This is a genomic window from Streptomyces sp. PTL18, assembly GCF_059510295.1.
In genome coordinates, this window is record NZ_JCAJZO010000009.1 from 287,338 (window position 1) to 307,839 (window position 20,502).

Here is a 20,502-nt window from a genome sequence, read left to right on the forward strand (position 1 = left end):
TTCGAAAGTCGTGTGCGATGCCCGCAGTGTCCGGTGTGCGGTGCCGCAGGGTCCGGTGCGTGCTCTCGGCGTGCCGGCCGAAAGCCCTCGTACCGGACGTACTCGGGGGCTTCGACCGGTGCGGCGAGAGGGGTCCCCTCCACTCGAAGAGCCCGGGGAGCGTGCCGGGCGCCGTGGGTGCTGTGCGGGACTTTCGAAACACCCCTAGCCTTCTCGCATGACACCCTTGCCGGACTGTTACTGCCCGGCGGACGGAACCCGCGTGGCAGCGGAGTCGCTCGCCTGGTGCTGCCCCGTCTGCCGCGGCCCGCTGGACCTGGACTTCGCGCCGACGCCCGCCCCGCTGAAGTCCCTCGGCGGCCGGGTGAACTCGCTGTGGCGGTACGCGGAGACACTGCCGCTCGCGGGGCCCGCGGTCAGTCTCGGCGAGGGCCGTACACCGCTCGTGCAGCTGACGGACGACATCGCGGCGAAGCTGGACTTCCTGATGCCGACCCTGTCCTTCAAGGACCGCGGCGCGGTGCTGCTGGCCGAACTCGCGCTGCGCCTGAAGCCCCGGCAGGTGATCGCCGACAGCAGCGGCAACGCGGGCACGGCGATCGCCGCGTACTGCGCCCGGGCCGCGCTGCCGTGCACGGTGTACGTCCCCGAGGGCACCTCCCCGAAGAAGCTGGAGCAGATCGGGGCGCACGGGGCGCGGGTGCAGCCCGTGCAGGGCGGCCGTGAGGCGGTGGCGCGCGCGGCGCGTGAGGCGGCGGACGAGCCGGGGGTGTTCTACGCGTCGCACGTCTTCAACCCCTACTTCCTGCACGGCACGAAGACGTACGTCCACGAGCTGTGGGAGGACCTCGGCGGGCGGCTCCCGGACGTGCTCGTGCTGCCCGTCGGCAACGGCACGCTGCTGCTCGGCGCCGCCCTCGCGATCGCGGAACTGTACGGGGCGGGGCTGCTCGACCGCCGCCCGGCGCTGTACGCGGTGCAGGCGGCGGCGGTCGCCCCGCTGGCGCGCGCGTGGCAGGAGGGAGCCGAGGACCTGGTGGACGTGGACGCCACCGCCGTCGGGCCCACCGCGGCCGAGGGGATCGCCATTCCGCGGCCGCCCCGGGCCCGCCAGATCCTGCGCGCGGTCCGCGACTCGGGCGGCACGTTCCTCGCGGTGGCCGACGACCGGATCCGACACGCCCAGCTCGACCTGGCGTCCCGCGGCCTGTACGTGGAGTCGACGGGCGTGGCCTGCTGGGCGGCCGTGCGGGAGGGAGTCCTCGGATCCCGCAGCGCCGTGGTGCCGCTGTGCGGGGCGGGCCTGAAGACGGGGCTGGCCTGAGGACGGGACCGGGCGGCTCCTGAGGGGCCGGGACGGCCTCCCCGGGCCACGGGGGTCCGCGCCCGGTCACGAGGAAGCGCTCCCTGCCGATTCTCCACATAATGGGCAAGGTGGGTGACAAGGCCGCACTATCGACACGTTCCGCCGGCCGCCCCGCTCCCGGCACGGGGCCCGGCCGGAAAGGGCTCAAGAGCGGAGCCCTGGGCATGTTCTCCTCGGTCGTCATCGGCCTGGCCTCCACCGCCCCGGCGTACAGCCTGGCGGCCACGCTCGGCCTCGTCGTGGCGGGTGTGGGGCTGCAGGCCCCGATCGTCACCATGCTGGCGTTCGTCCCGATGCTGCTGATCGCCTACGCCTACCGGGAGCTGAACGCGTCCAACGCCGACTGCGGGACCGCCTTCACCTGGGCGACCCGTGCCTTCGGCCCGCGCACCGGCTGGATGGGCGGCTGGGGAGTGATCGTCGCGGACGTCCTCGTCATGGCCAACCTCGCCGATATCGCCGGCATCTACGGCTTCCGGCTGGTGGGCCTGGACGCCCTGGCGGCGAACCGGCTGTGGACCACCGTGGCGGGCGTCGTCTGGATCGCCGTGCTGACCGTGGTCTGCTACGTCGGCATCGAGATCTCGGCCGCCCTCCAGCGCTGGCTGCTGTGCATCGAGGTGGCGGTGCTGGTCCTGTTCTCGGTGACCGCGCTGGTCAGGGTCTACACCAGCGCTCCCCCGACGGCGATCCACATCGCCGCCTCCTGGTTCGACCCCTTCCAGGTGTCCTCGGCGAAGGCGCTGACCTCCGGCCTCCTCGTGGCGGTCTTCATCTACTGGGGCTGGGACACCGCCGTCACGGTCAACGAGGAGACCGTCGAAAGCACCCGCGTCCCCGGGCGCGCCGCGGTGGTCTCCACCGTGCTGCTCCTGGTCACCTACTCGCTGGTGTCGACGTCCGCGCAGGCCTTCGCCGGGGTCGGCAGCTCGGGCATCGGACTGGGCAACGCCGGCAACTCCGGCGATGTGCTCTCCGGACTGGGCAGGGCCGTCTTCGGCAACCACGGCACGGGACCGGTGCTCTCCCGGCTGCTGATCCTGATGGTGCTGACGTCGGCGCTGGCCTCCACCCAGACGACCATCCTGCCGCTGGCCCGGACCGTGTTCTCCATGGCGGTCCACAAGGCGCTCCCCGCCCGGTTCGCCCGGGTCCACCGCAGGTTCCTCACCCCCACCTGGTCCACCGTCGGCATGGGGGCGGTCTCCATCGCCGTGCTCCTCCTGCTGAGCTCGTTCAGCCGGGACTTCCTGGCCGACTCGGTCGAGTCGGTCGGCCTCGCGATCACGTTCTACTACGGGCTGACCGGCTTCGCCTGCCTGTGGTACCACCGCAGGGTCCTCACCCGCAGCCCCGGCGACCTGCTGTTCAAGGGCGTACTGCCGGGGCTGGGCGGGCTGCTGATGCTCACCCTGTTCCTCTACGCCGCCTTCGGCGTGTACGCGGACCCCCGCTACGGCGCGACGGTCGTCGACCTGCCGGTGATCGGCCCGACCGGCGGGGTCACCGTGGTGGGCCTGGGCGCCCTGCTGGTGGGCTTCGTACTGATGCTGCTGATCACCCGTGAGCACACCGCGGCCCTCAAGCTCCAGCGGAGCCTGCTCCCGAACCGTCTGCCGCCGCAGACCGCCGTGCACGCCACGAGCCGCTACCTGCCCGCCGACAACGGGTCCGGAGTGGGCGGCGACTGGTTCGACGTCATCCCGCTGTCCGGCACCCGGGTCGGCCTGGTGGTCGGGGACGTGGTCGGGCACGGACTGCGGGCCGCCGCCACCATGGGGCGCCTGCGTACGGGCGTACGCGTGCTGGCCCGGCTGGACCTGGCCCCGGACGAGCTGCTCTCCCGGCTGGCCGACCTGGTCGAGCAGACGACCGCGCACGAGCGCCCGGCCGGCCGCCCTGCGGGCCGCGGCCGGCCCGCCGAGGGGGCGCACGGGGTGACCTGCCTGTACGCGGTGTACGACCCGGTCTCGGGACAGTGCAGCCTGGCGCGGGCGGGCCCGTCGCCCCTGGCGGTCGTCGCGCCGGACACGGGCGTCGCCGACTACCCGGAACTGCCGCCCGGCCCGCCGCTCGGAGGCACCGGCCCGCCCTACCAGTCCACCGAACTGCACCTTGCGCCCGGCAGCCTGGTCGCCTTCTTCACGGGGGGCCTCTTCCAGGCGGCGGACGGCCCCGAGGCCGGGCGCGGCCTGCTCGCCCGGGCCCTTTCCGACCACCGGGTGTCCCTGGAGGAGCTGTGCGACCGGTCCGTGGCCACGCTCCTGCCCGGGCCGGTGGACGAGGACGCGACGCTGCTGCTGGTCCGCACCCGCGTGCTGGACCGCAACCGGTTCTCGCACTGGGAGCTGACGGCGGACCCGGCGGCGGTGGCCTCCCTCCGCACCACCGTCGCCAAGCAGCTCGGCGTCTGGGATCTCGACGACCTCGCCTTCACCACCGAGCTCATCGTGACCGAGCTGGTCACCAACGCGATCCGTTACGTCGGCGGCCCGATCCAGGTGCGCCTGATCCGCGACCGCGCCCTCATCTGCGAGGTGTCCGACACCGGGCACACCGCCCCGAACCTGCGCCACGCCGCGAGCGACGACGAGGGCGGCCGGGGGCTGTACATCATCGCCCAGATCACCCAGCAGTGGGGGACGCGGTACACCCCCACGGGCAAGACCATCTGGACCGAGCAGCCGCTGCCGCCCACCGACTCCCCGTAGCAGCGCCGGTCAGCCCAGGACGACCGGTCTCCAGTCCCGGTCGACGGTCCGTCTCGCCTTCTCCACCTGCGCGTCCGTCGGGAACTGCGGCGTTCCCTCCACCGTCGGCAGCCGGGCGGCGGCGGCCGTGTCGAGGGTGCCGTCCTGGCGCATGACGTCCATGAGGACGGGGCGGGCGTAGCCGCGGAGCCGCAGGTTCTGGCCCTCCGTGCTGAAGAGGTACTCCTGCCACAGCCGGGCCGCCGCCGGGTGCGGGGCGTTCCTGTTGACCGCCAGCGCGTAGTACTGGGCGAAGCTGCCGTCGAACGGGATCGCGACGTGCCAGTCGACACCCGTGCCGCGGAGCTGGTCGGCGGTGTGGAGGTTGATGTAGTCCCAGTTGATGGTGATCGGTGTCCGGCCGTCCCGGACCGTCGCCGAGGTGGCGGGCAGGAGGTTGAGGTTGCCGATCTTCCTCAGTTTGGCGAAGAAGTCGATGCCGGGGCGGATGTCGTCGAACGACCCGTTGTTCGCCAGCGCGGCCGCGTAGACGCTGGAGAAGGCGGTCTCCGACCGGGTCGGATCGCCCTCGAGGGCGACCATTCCCTTGTAGGCGGGCCGCAGCAGGTCGGCGAAGGTCTGGGGGCAGGTCCTGACACGCCGGGCGTCGCAGCCGATCGACATGTAGCCGCCGTAGTTGTTGGCCCAGCGAGCCTGGGGGTCCTTCTGGTTGTCGGGGATCGCGTCGAAGTCCGCGACCCTGTACGGCGCGAGCAGGTTCTCCCGCACCGCGGCCCGCGCGAAGCTGTCGCCGACGTCGATCACGTCGGGGGCGGTCGGCCGCCCCGCGCTGTTCCTGAGGGCGTTGACCTCGTCCTGGCTGTGCCCCAGCGGGTCCTCGACGGTCACCTTGATCCCGTACTTCTTTTGGAAGCCGTCGATCAGACCGCCGTAGTCGGCCCAGTCGCGCGGAAGCGCGATCGTCGTGAGCCTGCCCTCCTTCTTCGCCGCGGCGACCAGGGCCCGCATACCGCCCACGTTCGCCGCGGAGGTCGCCGTCGACGGCTTCTCGAGCCGGGTGGCCGAGGGGCCGCCGCAGGCGTTCAGGCACAGTGTCGTGAGGAGGGCGAGGCAGCCGAGAACGGCGGCTGCGCAGGCACGTGGTGCGGTCACGACGGCTCCAGGAGGGTGGGGCGGCGCGATCGTGGAGGTGCGGAGAACTCCCGGGAGCCCCCAGCCACGGTACGGCTACCGCGTCGGCCCTTCGGTCATCCAGGCCAGCGTACCCACGTCGGGCGATCGTGCAGGCCGGACGGCGTGCGGCGCCTTCACAGCGGCGTGTCCTCCCATTGGCCGAGCAGGATGTCGCCGAGCTCCTCACCGCCCGGTGCGGCGCCGCCGTGGAGGGACTGTTCGGCCCAGATGACCTTGCCGGTGCCCGTGTAGCGGGTGCCCCAGCGTTCGGCGAACTGGGCGACCAGGAAGAGTCCGCGGCCCCCCTCGTCGGTGGCCTTCGCCCGGCGCAGCCGGGGTGAGGTGCTGCTGCCGTCCGCCACCTCGAAGATCAGGGCGCGGTCGCGCAGCAGCCGGACGGAGACGGGTTCGCCGCCGTAGCGGATGGCGTTGGTGATCAGCTCGCTGAGGATGAGCTCGGCGGTGAAGACGTTCTCCTCCAGGCCCCACTCCGCCAGCCGGCGGGCACAGGCGGTGCGCACCGGCCCCACCGCCGCGGGGTCGCGGGGCACCTGCCACTCGGCGACCCGGTCGGGGCCCAGACAGCGGGTGCGGGCCACCAGCAGCGCGATGTCGTCCGTGGGCCGCTCGGGCAGCAACGCGTCCATCACCGTCGCGCAGGTGGCCTCCGGGGTGCGGTCGGGTCCGGTCAGGGCGGCGCGCAGGGCCGCGAGGCCGGTGTCCAGGTCGTGGTCGCGGTCCTCGACGAGGCCGTCGGTGAAGAGGACCAGCCGCGATCCCTCGGGCACGGTCAGCTCGGTGCTCTCGACGGGCAGAGCCGCGCACATGCCGAGGGGCGGGGAGACGGGCACCGGTGGGAAGTCCACGGTCCCGTCGGGGTGCACGAGCGCCGGCCCCAGGTGGCCCATGGTGGCGATGGCCAGCTGACCGGAGACGGGATCGTAGACGGCGTACTGGCACGTCGCCCCGGTGATCCCCTGCCCGTCGTCCCCGCCGGTGGCCTCGTCGGCGTCGATCTGGGCCACCAGCTCGTCCAGTCGTCCGAGCAGCTCCTCCACGGGCATGTCCAGGCCGGAGAAGTTGTGCACGGCGGTCCGCAGCCGGCCCATGGTCGCCGCGGCGTGCAGTCCGTGGCCGACGACGTCGCCGACCACCAGGGCCACCCGGGCGCCGGACAGCGGGATGACGTCGAACCAGTCGCCCCCCACTCCGGCCTGCGCGGGCAGGTAGCGGTAGGCCACGTCGAGGGCGGACTGCTCGGGGAGCCCACGGGGCAGCAGGCTGTGCTGCAGGGTGACGGCCATGGTGTGCTCGCGGGTGTAGCGGCGGGCGTTGTCGATGCTCACCGCGGCCCGGGCGACCAGCTCCTCGGCGAAGGCCATGTCCTCCTCGTCGAACGGCGGGGAGGACGGCCCCCGCCAGAAGTCGGCCGACCCCAGCACCACCCCGCGGGCGCGCAGCGGGACCGCCAGCAGGGAGTGGACGCCGTGGCCGAGGATGTGCCGGGAGCGCTCGGGGTCCTGCCCCACCCAGCTGTCGTCCGCGCTGAGGTCCCTGACCAGGACCGCCCGTCCGCCGAGCATGCCCCGGGAGACGGGGTGGGCGGGGACGAACCGGATCAGCCGGCCGACGGGGTACAGGAGATGGTCCTCGTCCATGCCCACGACCGCGACCCGCCGCACCTCGGGGTTCGCCGCGGACGGCTCCCCGCCGGTCAGGACGGGGTCCAGCAGCTCGACGGTGGCCACGTCCGCGAACCGTGGCACCGCCACCTCCGCCAGTTCCTCCGCGGTGCGCTTCACGTCCAGGGTGGAGCCGATCCGGCCGCCGGCGTCGTAGAGCAGTTTCAGACGTTCGCGCGCCACTTCCGCACGGCCGGTCAGGGCCAGCAGCTCGGTGGTGTCCCGCAGCGTCACCACGCTGCCGACCGGTCCGTGGGGCGCGGTGGGTCGCTTGTTGACCGCCAGGAGCCGGTCGGCCGCGAGGTACACCTCGTCGGTGACGGGGCGGTCGGAGGCCAGCAGCCCGGGCAGGTCGTCCTCGAGGCCCAGATCGGTGACCTGGCGCCCCTCGGCGTCCGCCGGCAGGTCCAGCAGCCGCCGCGCCTCGTCGTTGGCCAGCAGCAGCCTGCCCTCGGCGCCGATGATGAGCACGCCTTCCCGCACGGCGTGCAGGACCGCGTCGTGGTGCTCGTACATCCGGGTCATCTCGGCCGGGCCCAGACCGTGGGTCTGCCGCCGCAGCCGGTGGCTCACCAGGGCGGACCCGCCCACGGCGATGACCAGTGCCCCGGCGGCGCCGCCGAACAGCACCGGCAGCTGCCGGTCCACCCTGTGCCGCACGTTCTCCACCCTGACGGGAACGGAGACGATGGCGACGACCGAGCCGTCGGGCGCCCTGACCGGGACCGCCGAGACCACCGAGAGCCCCAGGGTCCCCCGGAAGGTCCTGGTGAACGGCTTGCCGGCCGCGGCCTGCGCGTAGGGGCCGATGACGTGCTTGCCGATCTGGTGCGGATCGCTGTGGGTGAGGGTGACCCCGTCCAGCCGGTACACGATGATGGCGTCCACACCCGCGGCCTTCCGGGCCGCCTCGGCGTGCGGCTGCAGCACCGCGCTGGGATCCGGGCTGTTCAGCGCGGCGACGATCCCCGGGGAGTGGGCGAACGTCTCGGCGGTGGCGAGCGTGCGGTGCTGGGCGTCCGCCATGCTGTCGCGCCGGGCCTGCACCACGAGAGCCACCAGGGTGGCGGCGACGAGCAGCACCACGACGGCGAACTGCAGGAGGAAGACCTGCCCGGCGAGACTGCGCACACTCAGCGGGCAGCGCCGACGTCGCGCAGATCGACCGGATGCTCCAGCCATATCCCCTTTCTATCGTTTTACGGCCCGGTATGCGCATGCTCGCCGACGACACGGCTCCGCGGGCCGAACCCCGCGCATGGCCGACACCGCCGCCACCGGCCGAGACCGCTGTGTCCGGACCTGACCGCCGTGACCGGCCATGACCGACCGTGACCGAAATCCGCTCGTCCGACGGTCGTACCACCCCTCCTCCGCATGCACGATGCCCCGCGGCACATCCCCGGCGAAGATCCCCTGAGGATCTGTCCCGGTCCCCCGCACGCAGAGAGGCTGTTCGGAAAACCATGTCCTTGGCACGCCGAAACCAGCGACGCCCGGCCCCGACACGACGGGGATGGGCCGTCGCCCTCACCTGTACCGCAGCCCTTGCCACCTCGGCCACCGCGCTCCCCCAGGCGGACGCGGCGACTCCGCCGGCCACCGCCGCCCACAAGCCGACCATGGACCGGGCGGCCCTGTCGAAAGCCCTCAAGGCCGTCCACACCGCCGGCATGTACGGCGCCTGGGCGGCCGTGCGGGACGGTCGCACCACATGGCGCGGTGCCGCCGGGGTCGCCGACCGGGACACCGGTCGTCCGGTGACGCCGGACATGGAGCAGCGGATCGGCAGCATCTCCAAGTCGATGACCGCCGTCGCCCTGCTCCAGCAGGTCGCCGCGGGCCGCCTCGACCTGGACGCGCCCGTCTCCCGGTACCTCCCCGGCCTCGTCCCCGGTCGGCGCGGGGACCTGATCACCGTGCGGATGCTGCTGAACCACACCAGCGGCATCGGGGACTTCGTCCGCTACGCCTTCCCGTCGTTGCAGACGATGTCCACGCGCAGCCTGGACGAGAACCGCTTCCGGCACTTCGACCCGCGGGAGCTGGTCCGGATGGGCGTGCAGGCCCCGCCGACCGGGGCTCCCGGCGAGAGGTGGTCGTACTCCAACACGAACTACGTCATCGCGGGGCTGCTGCTCGGCAAGCTCACCGGCGAGAACCCCGAGCGGTACATCACGCGCCACGTCATCCGCCGGGCCGGTCTGCGGCACACCTACTTCCCCACCGGCCCGCGCATGAGGGGTCCGCACCCCAAGCTGTACGAGTCCTTCTACGGGCTGATCGACCCACCGCGCGACTACAGCGTCTACGACATGTCCTGGGCCGGAACGGCCGGCGCGGTCGTCTCCACCATGGCGGATCTCGACCGTTTCTACCGGGAACTGCTCACCGGCCGACTGCTCCCCGCCGCTCAACTCGCCCAGATGAAGACAACGGTCCCGATGACCGATGCCCAGGGCCATGTGATGGGGCACTACGGCCTGGGCCTCATCCGCTTCGACTGGGGGTGCGGTACGTTCTGGGGCCATGACGGCGCGGTGTTCGGCGCCGAGACCTGGGCGATCTCCAGCCCGGACGGCCGCCGGCAGCTGGCGCTCGCCTACAACCTGTCGAAGTACGACAAGCTCGGACCGGACGGCAAGGTGACCCCGGGCCCGATCGACGACGCCATCAACACGTTCGCGGCGAAGTCCCTGTGCGGTCCGGCCACCGGTTCCCCGGCCCTGCGGTCGGGCGGGGCGAACCTCACCACCCCGGCGCATGCGCCGGAGTGGCGGTCACCGGCGCTCGCGAAGCACTGACGGACGCACGCAGGGGGCCGCTCCCGAAGGCGAAGGGACCGGCCCCCTGCGCGGAAGGCCGTCGGATGCGTGCGCGCACCGGCCCCCGGGATCCCCGGAGGCACCCGGGGCGGCCGGGCCAGGAGCGGAAGGGGCGCCCTCCTGCTCTCCTCCGCGGCGCCTGTTGCGTGGCGTGCGCTGGGGCCAGCACAGTACGTACGCGGCGGAACCGACGGCGAACGCGAGCCGGATCAGCCCCCGGACGGAGTCGGACGGGACCAGCAGCGCGCTGCCGTACAGCGAGATCAACGCGATCCAGCTCACCCAGGGCACCAACCGCCGCTGCCCGATGGAGTCCCAGATCAGAGTGCCGAGCAGAACCGAGGCGTTGTAGTACGTGTACACGCTCGGGTCCAGCACGATGCGCGCGTCGGCGGCGAGCAGCACCACGGCCGGCCAGCGGTGCCGGCGCACGGCCGGCGTCCCCAGTGCGATGCCGAGCGCCATCTGGGCGGGGCGGTCCCACCAGGGCGTGACCGGGTCGCTCACGCCGAACCACCGCAGTGACGACGCCGCCTGGTTGGGGATGGTGAAGCGCGCCGCGGCCAGGGTCTCCATGTGGGTGAGGTAGAACGGCAGCCAGGCGGCGGCCACCAGCCCGACGACCCAGGCCGCGGAGCGCAGTCGCGCGGGCCGGGGCGGCACCAGCAGCAGCGGCAGGAAGCCCACCGCCCAGGGTTTGGAGTCCACGGCCAGCGCGAGGAAGACGCCGACGGCGGTGGCGTTGCCGCGCACCAGCGCGCGCACGGCGAAGGTGGTGAAGAACAGGGCCAGTACGTCGTCGAGATGCGCGAAACGCACGGAGACCTCCACCCACATGGGGATGAAGGCGGCCCCGGCGACCAGCACGCGCTGCTGGAGGCGCTTGTGGTTCAGCCCGGTGCCCCGGTTGTGGTCGGCGGCCGTGCGGCCGACGAGGACCAGCATGTACAGGCCCAGGCACGACATGAACGCCTCGGCCAGGTTCTCGCCGACGACCGTGGGGAACGGGGCGAACAGCCCGGCGACCAGGAAGCTGACCGGGCCGATCTGCAGTTCGGGGTGGTTGGCGTACAGCGCGAGGCCGCCACCGGGCACCTGGCTGAAGAGCAGTTCCTCACCGGTGTGCAGATAGTGCCAGGACACGGCTCCGTGGCGTTCGGCCACGACGAACCAGACAGCCGTCCACAAGGTCAGCAGTGCGGTGTGCCACCGCACCGGATAGCGTCCGATCCGGCCGAGCCGCGTCCCGCTCCCGGGTGCGGCGCCCGCCGTCTCCGCGTTCCGCATTCCATCCTTCCCGTCTGCCCGTCTCCGGCGTCGGGACGGCCGAGGACGCGGTCGCCCCGCGTCGGCTCGGCGGGGGTGGACGCGCCGTCTCAGCAGTGCCGGCCCTCCCGCTCGTCGGAGCTGTCGCCGTGCCACGGCGCGATCCCCACGGCACGGCACGCCGTCCGGGGTCGTCACCCCTGGCGCGGGAGACACGCCCCGCCCAGGGCCCGTCCCGACACGGGGTGGTGGCCCGTGTCCCGCGGACGCCTCGCGTTGCGAGGCAACCGTCGCGAATCGCCGGAAGCATAGCGAGAAACTTGCTGGATTGCGCAACTGTAGGACGAACATGCGGTGTCGAGTGGAACACCTGTTCCCAATGGGTTCGGGTCCGTTAATCTCGCCCTCGCATGGGGGACATGGTGACCGAAGGCTCGGCACCTTGGCGACTGCGGGGACTCGACCATCGGCGCTGCCGGAAGCCTTGGACGGCCGACCGCCGGCCGGATGTCACCCATGCCCCACCGTGAAGGAGGAATGGGTGGCCCAACACACCCTGAGGAGCGGATGCATCGCGGTCGCCGCGACGTTCGCCCTCGCTTCGGGGGTCCTGCCGCTGACCGCGGCGACAGCCTCGGCCGACACCCCCACGGAGACGGTCATACCGGCCGCTCTGCTCAACAATCCGCCCAAGGACCTGGTGGACTTCGCCGGCACCGGTGGCTTCCTGCACCGGTCCGACACCGAGTCCACCTATGTCTGGACGAAGTACGCGGGCGGACCCGACATCCCGATGCCCGAGGTCAGGAGCGACCCGCAGATACCCGGGTACTCCGGCGCGGGTTCCGACGTCGTGGCGACCCCGGCGGCCGACGGGTACCACCTGCACGACCTGGACTCGGGAACGACCACCACCATCAGGCCCGGCGCCGGCCAGAGCTACCTGGGGGCCTTCGGCTCACGCGTGCTGACGGTCACCAAGGCCGCCGACGGAACGGTGACGGGCTTTCACGTGCTCGCGACGGCGGACGGGCAGCAGACCGACACACCGGTCACCGGCTGGCCCGCGGGCGCCTCACCGCTGAGCCCGGTGCTCGCCGGGGACGCCGACTCGGTGGTGTTGTCGTACTACGTCAAGAACGCCGATGGCGCCACCGAGCGCCGCCTGGCCCTGGTCGACCTGGCGACCGGTTCCCTCACCCCGGTCCTGGGGCCGCTGGTCTCCCCGTCCCGCGTCGTGCTGTCCGACAGGTACATCGCCTGGTACACGTCCTCCAGAGCCGTCGGGTCCGGATCGGCGGGAGAGGTCCACCTCGTGTCCCGCTCCGCTCCCGGCGGGACGGAGACCGTCGTCAAGGTGCCGCCGGCGCCGCTGGGCAGCGGGTACAGCAGCGCCGTGCGCTTCGCGGGCATCGCGGGCGACTCCCTGCTCGTGGCCTACTCGGTTTCGCATCCTGGCGCGTCCACCGCGGACGACACGCTCGGTTACCCGCTCTACGCGATGCCGTTGTCCGGCCCGGCCACGGTGACCCCGGTCCTGGACCACGTCAACTTCAACTCTTTCCGGCAGGAGCCGAACGGGGTCGTCGCCGTCGGCGGCCCGGCCGTCACCGACTGGGCGGCCCGCCTGTTCACCGCCGGGCCGGACGGTACTCCGACGGGGACCGCCGTGGACTTTGACCCCCCGGTGCCCGCTCCCCTGGACGGGCTGGCCTTCGGCGGCGGGAAGCTGTACTCGGTCCAGCGCCAGTCGCTCGGTGGGGACTTCGTCCGCGAGCGGAACGTCCAGCCCGGTTCTCCGCCCTCCTACGGTGCCGAGCAGAACTTCGGCCGGCCCTTCGCGCCCACCCACTGCGACACCGCGGCCACCTGCAACCCGCCCATCGCCACCGGCGACGGGAACATCTCGCAACTGTGGCCGAACGCCAACGCCGAGGGCGACGCCGTCACCGTGCAGGCCCCCGACAGCAGCGCGGTGCTGGTGACGCCGGGCGCCACCGGCGGCACCCTCGTCGACGCCGAGGGCCGCTACGTGGTCTACAACGGCGGCTCGACGAACAAGCAGTACATCGGTGACGCGGACGCCGGCGGCAACAGCCACGTCCTCTTCAGCCGTCCGGCCTCCGCCGCCGCGCTGTCGGGCTCCACGGTGTGGGTCCCCGGAACCACCGCGGGAACCCTCACCCAGATCGACCTCACCACCCGGCGCACCGTGCAGACCGTCGCGACCGGCGCGCCGTGCACGCCCGGCGAGCTGCAGGCGGCCGCCCGGCACTGGGTGTACTGGTCGTGCGGAACATCGGGCCCGGCGGGCGTGTGGGACCTGGCCACCGGCAAGGACGTCCCCGTCCCCGCAGGCCTCGCCCAGCTGGGGGACGGATTCGTCGTCGAACACGACACGGCGGCGGGCAGGCTCACGCTCACCGACGTGCACACCGACACGGCCACCACCACCGACCTGGCCGACCTGCCCGGCGGGCCGGTCGCCGACGACCGCAGGGTGAGCTGGGCCGTCGACAGGTACCAGGGCGGCGTCGCCTACCTGGACAGCGGGAAGAACATCCACCTCGTCGACCCGCACATCCCCGCCTCGACCCCCGCCCCGGCGGCCGGCGCCTTCATGTACCCCGGACAGCAGCTGCCCCCGGGGCACAGCCTGACCAGCGCCACGGTGACGCTGACCATGCAGACGGACGGCAACCTCGTGGCGTACCTGAAGACCGGCAAGGGCACCGGCCAGCCGGTCTGGTCCAGCCGGACATACGGCCACCCGGGCGCGTACGCGGTGATGCAGACGGACGGTGAGCTCGTCGTCTACGAGAACAGCGGGGGGCCCGGCAAGGGCGGCGCCCTGTGGTCCGGCCCGTCGGACGGTGCGCCGGGCGCGTACGCCACCGTGCAGGACGACGGCAACGTCGTCGTCTACGAGCAGGCGAGCGTCACACCGCTGTGGGCGAGCGGCACCTACGCCCGGCACCAGACCATCCCCTCCGGCACCACCCTCAAGCCCGGCTGGTGGACGCAGGGCACCTACACCCGTCTGGTCATGCAGACGGACGGCAACCTGGTGGTGTACCGCCGACGGGACGGTGCCGCCATCTGGTCGAGCCGGAGCTACGGCCACCCGGACGCGTACGCGGTGATGCAGACGGACGGCAACTTCGTCGTCTACAGGAGCACCGGCGGCCCGGGCAGGGGCGGCGCCCTGTGGTCGACCGGCACGTACCGCAACTCCGGGGCGTACGCGGTGATGCAGAACGACGGCAACCTGGTCGTCTACAGGAACACCGGTGGCACCGGCAAGGGCGGCGCACTGTGGGCCAGCGGCACCACGACGACGGCACGGTGAACCCGTCCCGGGCGCGGTGAAGACGTCCTGACGTCGCCCTGAGCACGGGGCCGTGGGCGACCGCGGCCCCGTCGGCGCTCGTCACCGGGTGCTCCGGCGGCTCACACAGGGACGCGGGGCTTCACGAAGCAGCCCGGTCCCGAAGGCGCGACGACCGGCGTGCCGTCCGCTGCACCAGCGGCGAGCGCTTCCCGCTCTCGGGTGAAACCCTCCGGTGGGCCGGTACGGTGCGCCGGGGGCCGTCCCCGCGGTCGGCATAGTTGCGGGAGTCTCCGCACCTCACGCGCAGGGGGAAACGCATGCTCGGCACCGACTTCCGTACCGGGTCGCCCAACTGGATCGACCTCGGCAGCCCGGACACGGACGCTGCTGCCGCCTTCTACGGCGCCGTCTTCGGGTGGCGGTTCGTGTCCGCCGGACCCGAAGCGGGCGGCTACGGGTTCTTCCAGAAGGACGGGAAGACCGTCGGTGCGGTCGGGCCGCTGACCGAGGAGGGCGCCCGGTCGACCTGGACGACGTACTTCCGGAGCGACGACGTCCAGGCCACCGCCCGCGAGGTGGTCGCCGGCGGGGGCGGTGTGCGCGTGGAACCCATGGACGTCATGGGCGAGGGCCGGATGGCCCGGTTCACCGATCCTCAAGGGGCCGGGTTCGCCGTGTGGCAGCCCGGGAGGACCAAGGGCCTGGAGAGGACGTCGGAGGACGCCGCGCTGGTCTGGGTGGAACTGCACGTGGCCGACCCGGAAGCCGCGATCCGCTTCTACCACGCGCTGTTCGGCTGGCGTTCACAGGAGATGCAGGCGCCCGGCATGACGTACCGGGTGCTCAGCATCAGGGACGGCGACCAGCAGGAGGGGTCCTTCGGTGGCGTGGCTCCGCTTCAGCACGAGCGGGAGGAAACGCGCTGGGTGCCGTACTTCGCGGTGGCCGACGCCGATGCCACCGTCGCGGCGGTGCGGGGCAACGGCGGGACGGCGCTCATGCCCGCCACGGACGTGCCGGGCGTCGGACGCCTCGCCTGGCTGGCGGATCCGGGCGAGGCGGTGTTCGCCGTACTGAAGCCGAACCCGCGCCAGGGCTGACCTGCCCGCCCCCGGCCTGACGCGGTCCCCAACCCGCTTTCTCCGTGGACGGGCACGTCGGACACCATGGGGCGTCCGACGTACCACCGCGTGTCCCGCGGACGTGGAAGCCCGAGGACCTCGCCGAGGCCGTACGCGCAGGTGCGGCCGGGTCGGGAAGGCGCCCCGTTTCCGGTACCTCAGCCCACCGGAACGAGCTGCACTTCGTCGTGCAGGCCCTTGGCGTCCACGCCGGTGAAGAGGCTGACGTGCCCGTCGCGCCAGCGGACGAGGATGTCGGCGGCGGTGTCGGTGGTGAAGGCGCCGGCGGTGACCACGGTGGCGTCCTTCCATTCCGACCTGGCGGGCCGGATCCTGTTCTCACCGGGCAGGCTCCTGTCGGTCAGGCCGGGGTAGACGGTTGCCTCACCGTCCGTCCAGCGCACCAGAAGGTCGTCGGTGGCCTTGCCGGTGAAGGAGCCCGTGCTGAGCTGGCCGGCGTAGGTCCAGGTGGTGTTCCTCGCGACGATCTGCCGCTGTTTCGTCAGTCCGTTGGCCGCCAGGTCGCTGAAGACCGAGACGTGGCCGTCCTTCCAGACGACCACCAGGTCGTCGCGGTGACCGCCCGGCGTGAAGCGGCCGGCGGCCAGCAGCCGTGCGTCGTTCTTCCACACGGCGGTGTTCGGCGGTGCGAGTCGCTTCTCGCCGTGGAAGCCCTTGGCGTCGACGGTCGTGTACTGGGTCATCTCGCCGTCGTTCCACCGCACGACGAGCCCGTCCGTGCCACCGCCGGTGGCGTTGACACTGCTGATCGAGACGGCGTTGGCCCAGATGCTCTTGCGGCGCGCCAGCCGGTACTCGGCGGCGAAGGGACCGGTGGGGTCGCTTCCGTCCGCGCCCTGGAAGAGGGTGACCTCACCGTCGTCCCAGCGGACGATCAGATCCATGTGCCTGGAACCACCCGCGGAGCCGCCGGTGTAGTAGCCCGCAGTCATGGACACGGCGTGCTTCCAGGTGGCCCCCCTTCCCATCGAGTAGGGCAGCGGCGGCGGTTGGTAGGCGCCGCGGTCGTTGTGGACGGCGTTCTGGGCGTCGTCGTAGAGCTGGAAGAACCGGTCGCCGTACAGGGGGCTGTAGGTGATCCGGTTGTACAGCGGGTCCTTGCCGTCCACGTCCGGGCCGCCCTGCATGAAGCCGCCGACGTTGCCGATGATCTGCCCGGTGTCGCCCGACGGATCGAGAGAGGAGAACCACGGTCCGCCGGAGACCCCGCCCCACATGCCCGCGCAGTCGATCTGCATCTGGTAGTAGGCCGGCAGCGCGGTCGTCTTGACGCCGGCACAACGGAACGCGCGGTCCTGCGGGTTGTGGTCGACCCTCGGGTAGCCGACGACGGTCACCTGGTTGCCGAACCCCGGAGTACGGGCCACAGCGTTGGCGCCCACGACGTCCTCGACGTTCCGCCCGCCGTTGTCGGCCAGGCTCGCGAAGGCGAAGTCCAGGTCGGAGTTCCGGCTCTTGTCCGAGGCGTACTGCGCGTCCCGGAACCACTCCTTGACCGGCCACACCCCGTACGGCTGGTCCCCCGCCGGCTTGGTGTGGTCGTACATGGGAATGAACGCCGCCCTGTTGCCGACGCAGTGACCGGCCGTCAGGAGCAGGTTGCGTCCTGTGCTGCGCACCACACTCGCCGTGCAGTAGTGCGCTTTCATGTCCCGGTCGGTGCTGAAGAGCACGCCGACGGACTTCATACCGTCGAAGAACTCACCGCTGACTCCCGCGGCGACCGACGACCGCCCCTTGCCGGGTGCCGTCCGGCCCTGCGGCCGGGCGGCGCGTCCTGAGGGATCCGTGGCCGAGGCCATGCGCCGCGAGGTCCAGAACCGGATCGCGTCCTCGGCCGTCCAGGTGTCACCGCCGGAGGACGAGGAGGTGGCGGAGGGCGACGCCACCGGCGAAGGAGCGGCGAGGGCGGGCGCGGGCTCCTCCGCCACGGGTCTGCCGGAGGCGGGGTCCGATGCGGCTCTTGCGATGGCGGAGTTGCACAGCACCAGTGCCCCGCACAGGACGGCGGCAGGCCAAAAACGTATTCGCGTGCTACTCAAGTGAATCTGCTCCAGTCAGGCACGCCGGACGGCACGGTGGGGATCCGGCTGTGCGTGAGAGTGACGGCCGTCGCGGAGTGCGCGGCCCCTTCTTCGTTTCCGGGACATCCGGCTTTCCGGGGAGCTCGGGAAGGCCGTGACCCCGGGGCGCAGCGGCGCCGTGGGCCACGGCAGCCGAGGGGCGGTCCACCGTTCGTCGTGGGCCGCCCCCGGTGAGCCGTGTCGGTGCAGCCGCTTCCCGGTACGTCAGTTGGCGGGTGCGAGTTCGACTTCGTCGTGCAGGCCCTTGGCGTCGACGCCGGTGAAGAGGCTGACGTGGCCGTCGTTCCAGCGGACGAGGACGTCGTTCGCGGTGGTGTCGGCGGTGAAGGCGCCCGCGGCGAGAACGGCGGCGTCCTTCCACTCCGACTTCTCCGGACGGATCCTGATCTCGCCGGGCAGGGCCTTGCCGGTCAGGCCCGGGTAGATCGTGGTCTCCCCGTCCACCCAGCGCACCAGCAGATCATCCGTGCTCCTGCCGGTGAAGGAACCGGTGGTGAGGTTCTCGGCGTAGGGCCAGGTGGTGGTGTTCTTGGCGACGATCCGGGTCTGCTTCTTCAGCCCGTTGGCCGCCAGGTCGCCGAAGACGGAGACATGGCCGTCCTTCCACTCCACCAGCAGGTCGTCACGGTGGCCGTTCGGGGCGAAGCGGCCGCCGGTCAGCAGCCGTGCGTTGTGCTGCCAGTCGGGCGTCTTCGGCGGGGCGAGCTGCTTCTCGCCGTGGAAGCCCTTGGCATCCACCGTCGTGTACTGGGTCATCTCACCGTCGTTCCAGCGCACGACCAGCCCGTCCGTGCCGCCGCCGGTGGCATTGACACCGGTGATCGAGACGGCATGAGTCCAGATGCTCTTACGGGGCGCCAACTGGTGTTCGGCGGCGAAGGGGTGCGCGGCGTCGTCGGTGTCGCCGCCCTGGTACAGGGTGACCTCGCCGTCGTCCCACAGCACGATCAGGTCCATGTGCCGGCTGCCGCCCGCGGAGCCGCCGGTGTAGTAGCCCGCGGCCATCTGCACCGCGTGCTTCCACGGCGCGTGCGCGAAGGTGGTGCTGTAGGCGACCTGCTGGACCCAGCCCGCCAGGTCGTCGACCCGGGCGGCCATGGCCCCGGTGCGGGTCTCGGACGGGTCGGTGCCCAGGCAACCGCCCTGCCAGGAACGGCTGCTGACACCCACGACCGTGGTGCGGCCGTCGGCGGTGGTCAGCACCGGGCCGCCGGTGTCGCCCTTGCAGACGGCGGCGCCGTCGGTCCTCGCCGCCAGGCCCACGGTGGTGGCACCGGTGTTCTGGACGGTGAAGGCGGCCGTGTGCACCTGGTCGGGCACCCACTCGTCCTTGGTGCGCCCATAGCCCGCGGCCTGCACCTCGTCCCCCACGCCGGGCGCCGTGCCCGCCACCGGGACCGGTGTGATGCCGCCGACGGGCTTCGCCAGCTGGGCCATCACCACATCCCGGTCGGCGCGAGGAGCGAGGTTCACCACCTGCTGGGCGGTGCCGCCGATGGTCGCCGTCGTCTTCAGCTTCGGCGCGCCGGGGGCGAGGGTGCCGCCCGGGGTGTCGGTGAAGCAGCTCGCGGCCGTCAGCAGCCACTGCGCAGCGACGAGTGTGGCCGAACAGCCCCGCTGGCCGCCGATGTCGAGCCGTGCGGTGGCGGCCGCAGTGGCGGCGGGGGCCTGAGGGCCCGATACGGCGGCCGCGGGCGTGGCCGACAGGGCGGCGGCAGCCAGGGCCGCGGCGGTGATCAGGCCGCTGGTCCGCGCGGTGTGCGGACGGGAGCCGGACATAGGTGTTTCCCCGTTTCTTATGAGGTCGGTGGGAAGACAGACAAGTGAGCGCGATCAGCTCATGAGCGGCAACGCCGACAGGAGGACCGGTGCCCCTGCGGCGCCGTTCAGCAGCCCTCGTCTGCTGTCGCTGACACACCGGACGGACATCCGGCTCGGTGAGGAGCCGGCTTCGGCGTCTGCTGTGCCGGTGGCGACAGTGGTCGGTCGGAGAGGGCAGGCAGGCTGTCGTGCTGCCGGTGAAGGCCGGTCGCGCGGCGCGCGGGATCGGCGACGGGCGGATCCGTGGCGGCAGGGACCCGTCCGGGGGCTCAGCCGGTGACGCGGAGTTCGACGAGGACGGAGGGCTTTCCGGCGGCGCCGGCCTCGCCGATGGGCTTGTAGTCGTTCTTGGCGGCTTCGACGACGGTTTTCTTGTCGCCGCTCTTCACCGTGGCCTCGACGGGATGGTCCTGGGTCCAGATGCCGTAGGCGTCGGGCAGCTCCAGGGTCAGTTCGCCCTGCTTGCCGCTGACCGCGAAGCAGAACTGCTTCTGGGCGGTCCGCGACTCCACCATGATCGCGTACGTGGACTTGCAGTCGGTCAGCAGGATGTGGCCGTCTCCCTGCTTGAGGAGGATCTGCTTCTCCTGGAAGATCTTCGCCGCGTCGGGGTAGGCGAAGTCCTCCACGGCCGAGGGCATCGTGTCGTCGGCCGGAGCGGCTGTGGCGGAGGCGGTGGGAGAGGGATCCCCCGGGGCGGCGTGTGCCGCGGTCAGCGTAACGGCTCCGGCACAGATCGCCAGCCCTCCGGAAACGGCCGCCATGATGAGCGTTCGGCCCCTGGTTATCAAGGTGCTTTCTCTTTCCCCGTGATGCTGCACGCAGTGAAGCTCCCGTGAGCTTCGCGTGCTCGGTCTGTGCATAGGATGTTACTGGCGCGTCGTCAGAAACCTTGCGGGACGCCTGCCGTGTTCAGAAGTCACGACGAGGTCGCTCCGCCACGGCGGTCACCGCTTTCTGCCAACGGGTGCATGGCCCGACCAGCAGCACCCGCATACGTGCCGATCTATGACGGATCTCACATATTTTCAGGGGGAGCAGGCCTGTGAAACGGCCTTTGCGCTCATCGGTAGCGCCATCCAAGAACACGACTTCCGGAAA

The 20,502-nt window shown here is 72.0% G+C and carries 11 protein-coding genes; 5 read left to right on the top strand and 6 right to left on the bottom strand.

Annotated elements, in window-relative coordinates:
• Positions 1-217 precede the first annotated feature (217 nt).
• Positions 218-1,324: a pyridoxal-phosphate dependent enzyme gene (locus AC5WS8_RS19955; protein WP_496104763.1), complete on the top strand. Its 1,107-nt coding sequence runs from the start codon at positions 218-220 to the stop codon at positions 1,322-1,324.
• A gap of 206 nt (positions 1,325-1,530) precedes the next feature.
• On the top strand, positions 1,531-4,077 hold the full coding sequence (locus tag AC5WS8_RS19960) for a SpoIIE family protein phosphatase (protein ID WP_496104764.1): 2,547 nt from the start codon (positions 1,531-1,533) through the stop codon (positions 4,075-4,077).
• Positions 4,078-4,086: 9 nt separating this feature from the next.
• Here the strand turns inward: AC5WS8_RS19960 and AC5WS8_RS19965 are convergent, their stop codons facing one another.
• Positions 4,087-5,229: an ABC transporter substrate-binding protein gene (locus AC5WS8_RS19965; protein WP_496104765.1), complete on the bottom strand. Its 1,143-nt coding sequence runs from the start codon at positions 5,227-5,229 to the stop codon at positions 4,087-4,089.
• Between the two features lie 155 nt (positions 5,230-5,384).
• Positions 5,385-8,114 carry a SpoIIE family protein phosphatase gene (locus tag AC5WS8_RS19970; protein ID WP_496104766.1) on the bottom strand — a complete coding sequence of 910 codons (2,730 nt, stop codon included), beginning with the start codon at positions 8,112-8,114 and terminating at the stop codon, positions 5,385-5,387.
• Positions 8,115-8,404: 290 nt separating this feature from the next.
• Between AC5WS8_RS19970 and AC5WS8_RS19975 the strand changes: the two genes are divergently transcribed.
• A complete protein-coding gene (locus AC5WS8_RS19975) occupies positions 8,405-9,736 on the top strand; it encodes a serine hydrolase domain-containing protein (protein ID WP_496104767.1) in 1,332 nt (443 codons plus the stop codon).
• Here AC5WS8_RS19975 and AC5WS8_RS19980 read toward each other — a convergent pair.
• Positions 9,713-11,044, bottom strand: a complete 1,332-nt coding sequence (locus AC5WS8_RS19980) for a hypothetical protein (RefSeq protein WP_496104768.1) — start codon at positions 11,042-11,044, stop codon at positions 9,713-9,715. The two genes, AC5WS8_RS19975 and AC5WS8_RS19980, sit on opposite strands and share 24 nt — an antisense overlap.
• Before the next feature lie 520 nt (positions 11,045-11,564).
• Between AC5WS8_RS19980 and AC5WS8_RS19985 the strand changes: the two genes are divergently transcribed.
• Together AC5WS8_RS19985 and AC5WS8_RS19990 are read left to right on the top strand one after the other, a co-directional pair.
• Positions 11,565-14,372, top strand: coding sequence for a hypothetical protein (locus AC5WS8_RS19985; RefSeq protein ID WP_496104769.1), 2,808 nt, complete (start codon positions 11,565-11,567; stop codon positions 14,370-14,372).
• A gap of 299 nt (positions 14,373-14,671) precedes the next feature.
• Positions 14,672-15,454, top strand: coding sequence for a VOC family protein (locus AC5WS8_RS19990; protein WP_496104770.1), 783 nt, complete (start codon positions 14,672-14,674; stop codon positions 15,452-15,454).
• A gap of 179 nt (positions 15,455-15,633) precedes the next feature.
• On the opposite strand, the gene AC5WS8_RS19995 is transcribed toward AC5WS8_RS19990, so the two are convergent.
• The 3 genes from AC5WS8_RS19995 to AC5WS8_RS20005 all read right to left on the bottom strand — a co-directional run bounded on the left by AC5WS8_RS19995 (position 15,634) and on the right by AC5WS8_RS20005 (position 20,165).
• Positions 15,634-17,427: a trypsin-like serine peptidase gene (locus AC5WS8_RS19995; RefSeq protein WP_496104771.1), complete on the bottom strand. Its 1,794-nt coding sequence runs from the start codon at positions 17,425-17,427 to the stop codon at positions 15,634-15,636.
• Positions 17,428-17,784: 357 nt separating this feature from the next.
• Positions 17,785-19,359 (bottom strand): trypsin-like serine protease, encoded by a 1,575-nt coding sequence (locus AC5WS8_RS20000; RefSeq protein ID WP_496104772.1) that lies wholly within the window; start codon positions 19,357-19,359, stop codon positions 17,785-17,787.
• 311 nt (positions 19,360-19,670) lie between these two features.
• Complete coding sequence (locus tag AC5WS8_RS20005; protein WP_496104773.1) at positions 19,671-20,165, bottom strand: hypothetical protein; 495 nt, start codon at positions 20,163-20,165, stop codon at positions 19,671-19,673.
• Positions 20,166-20,502 lie beyond the last annotated feature (337 nt).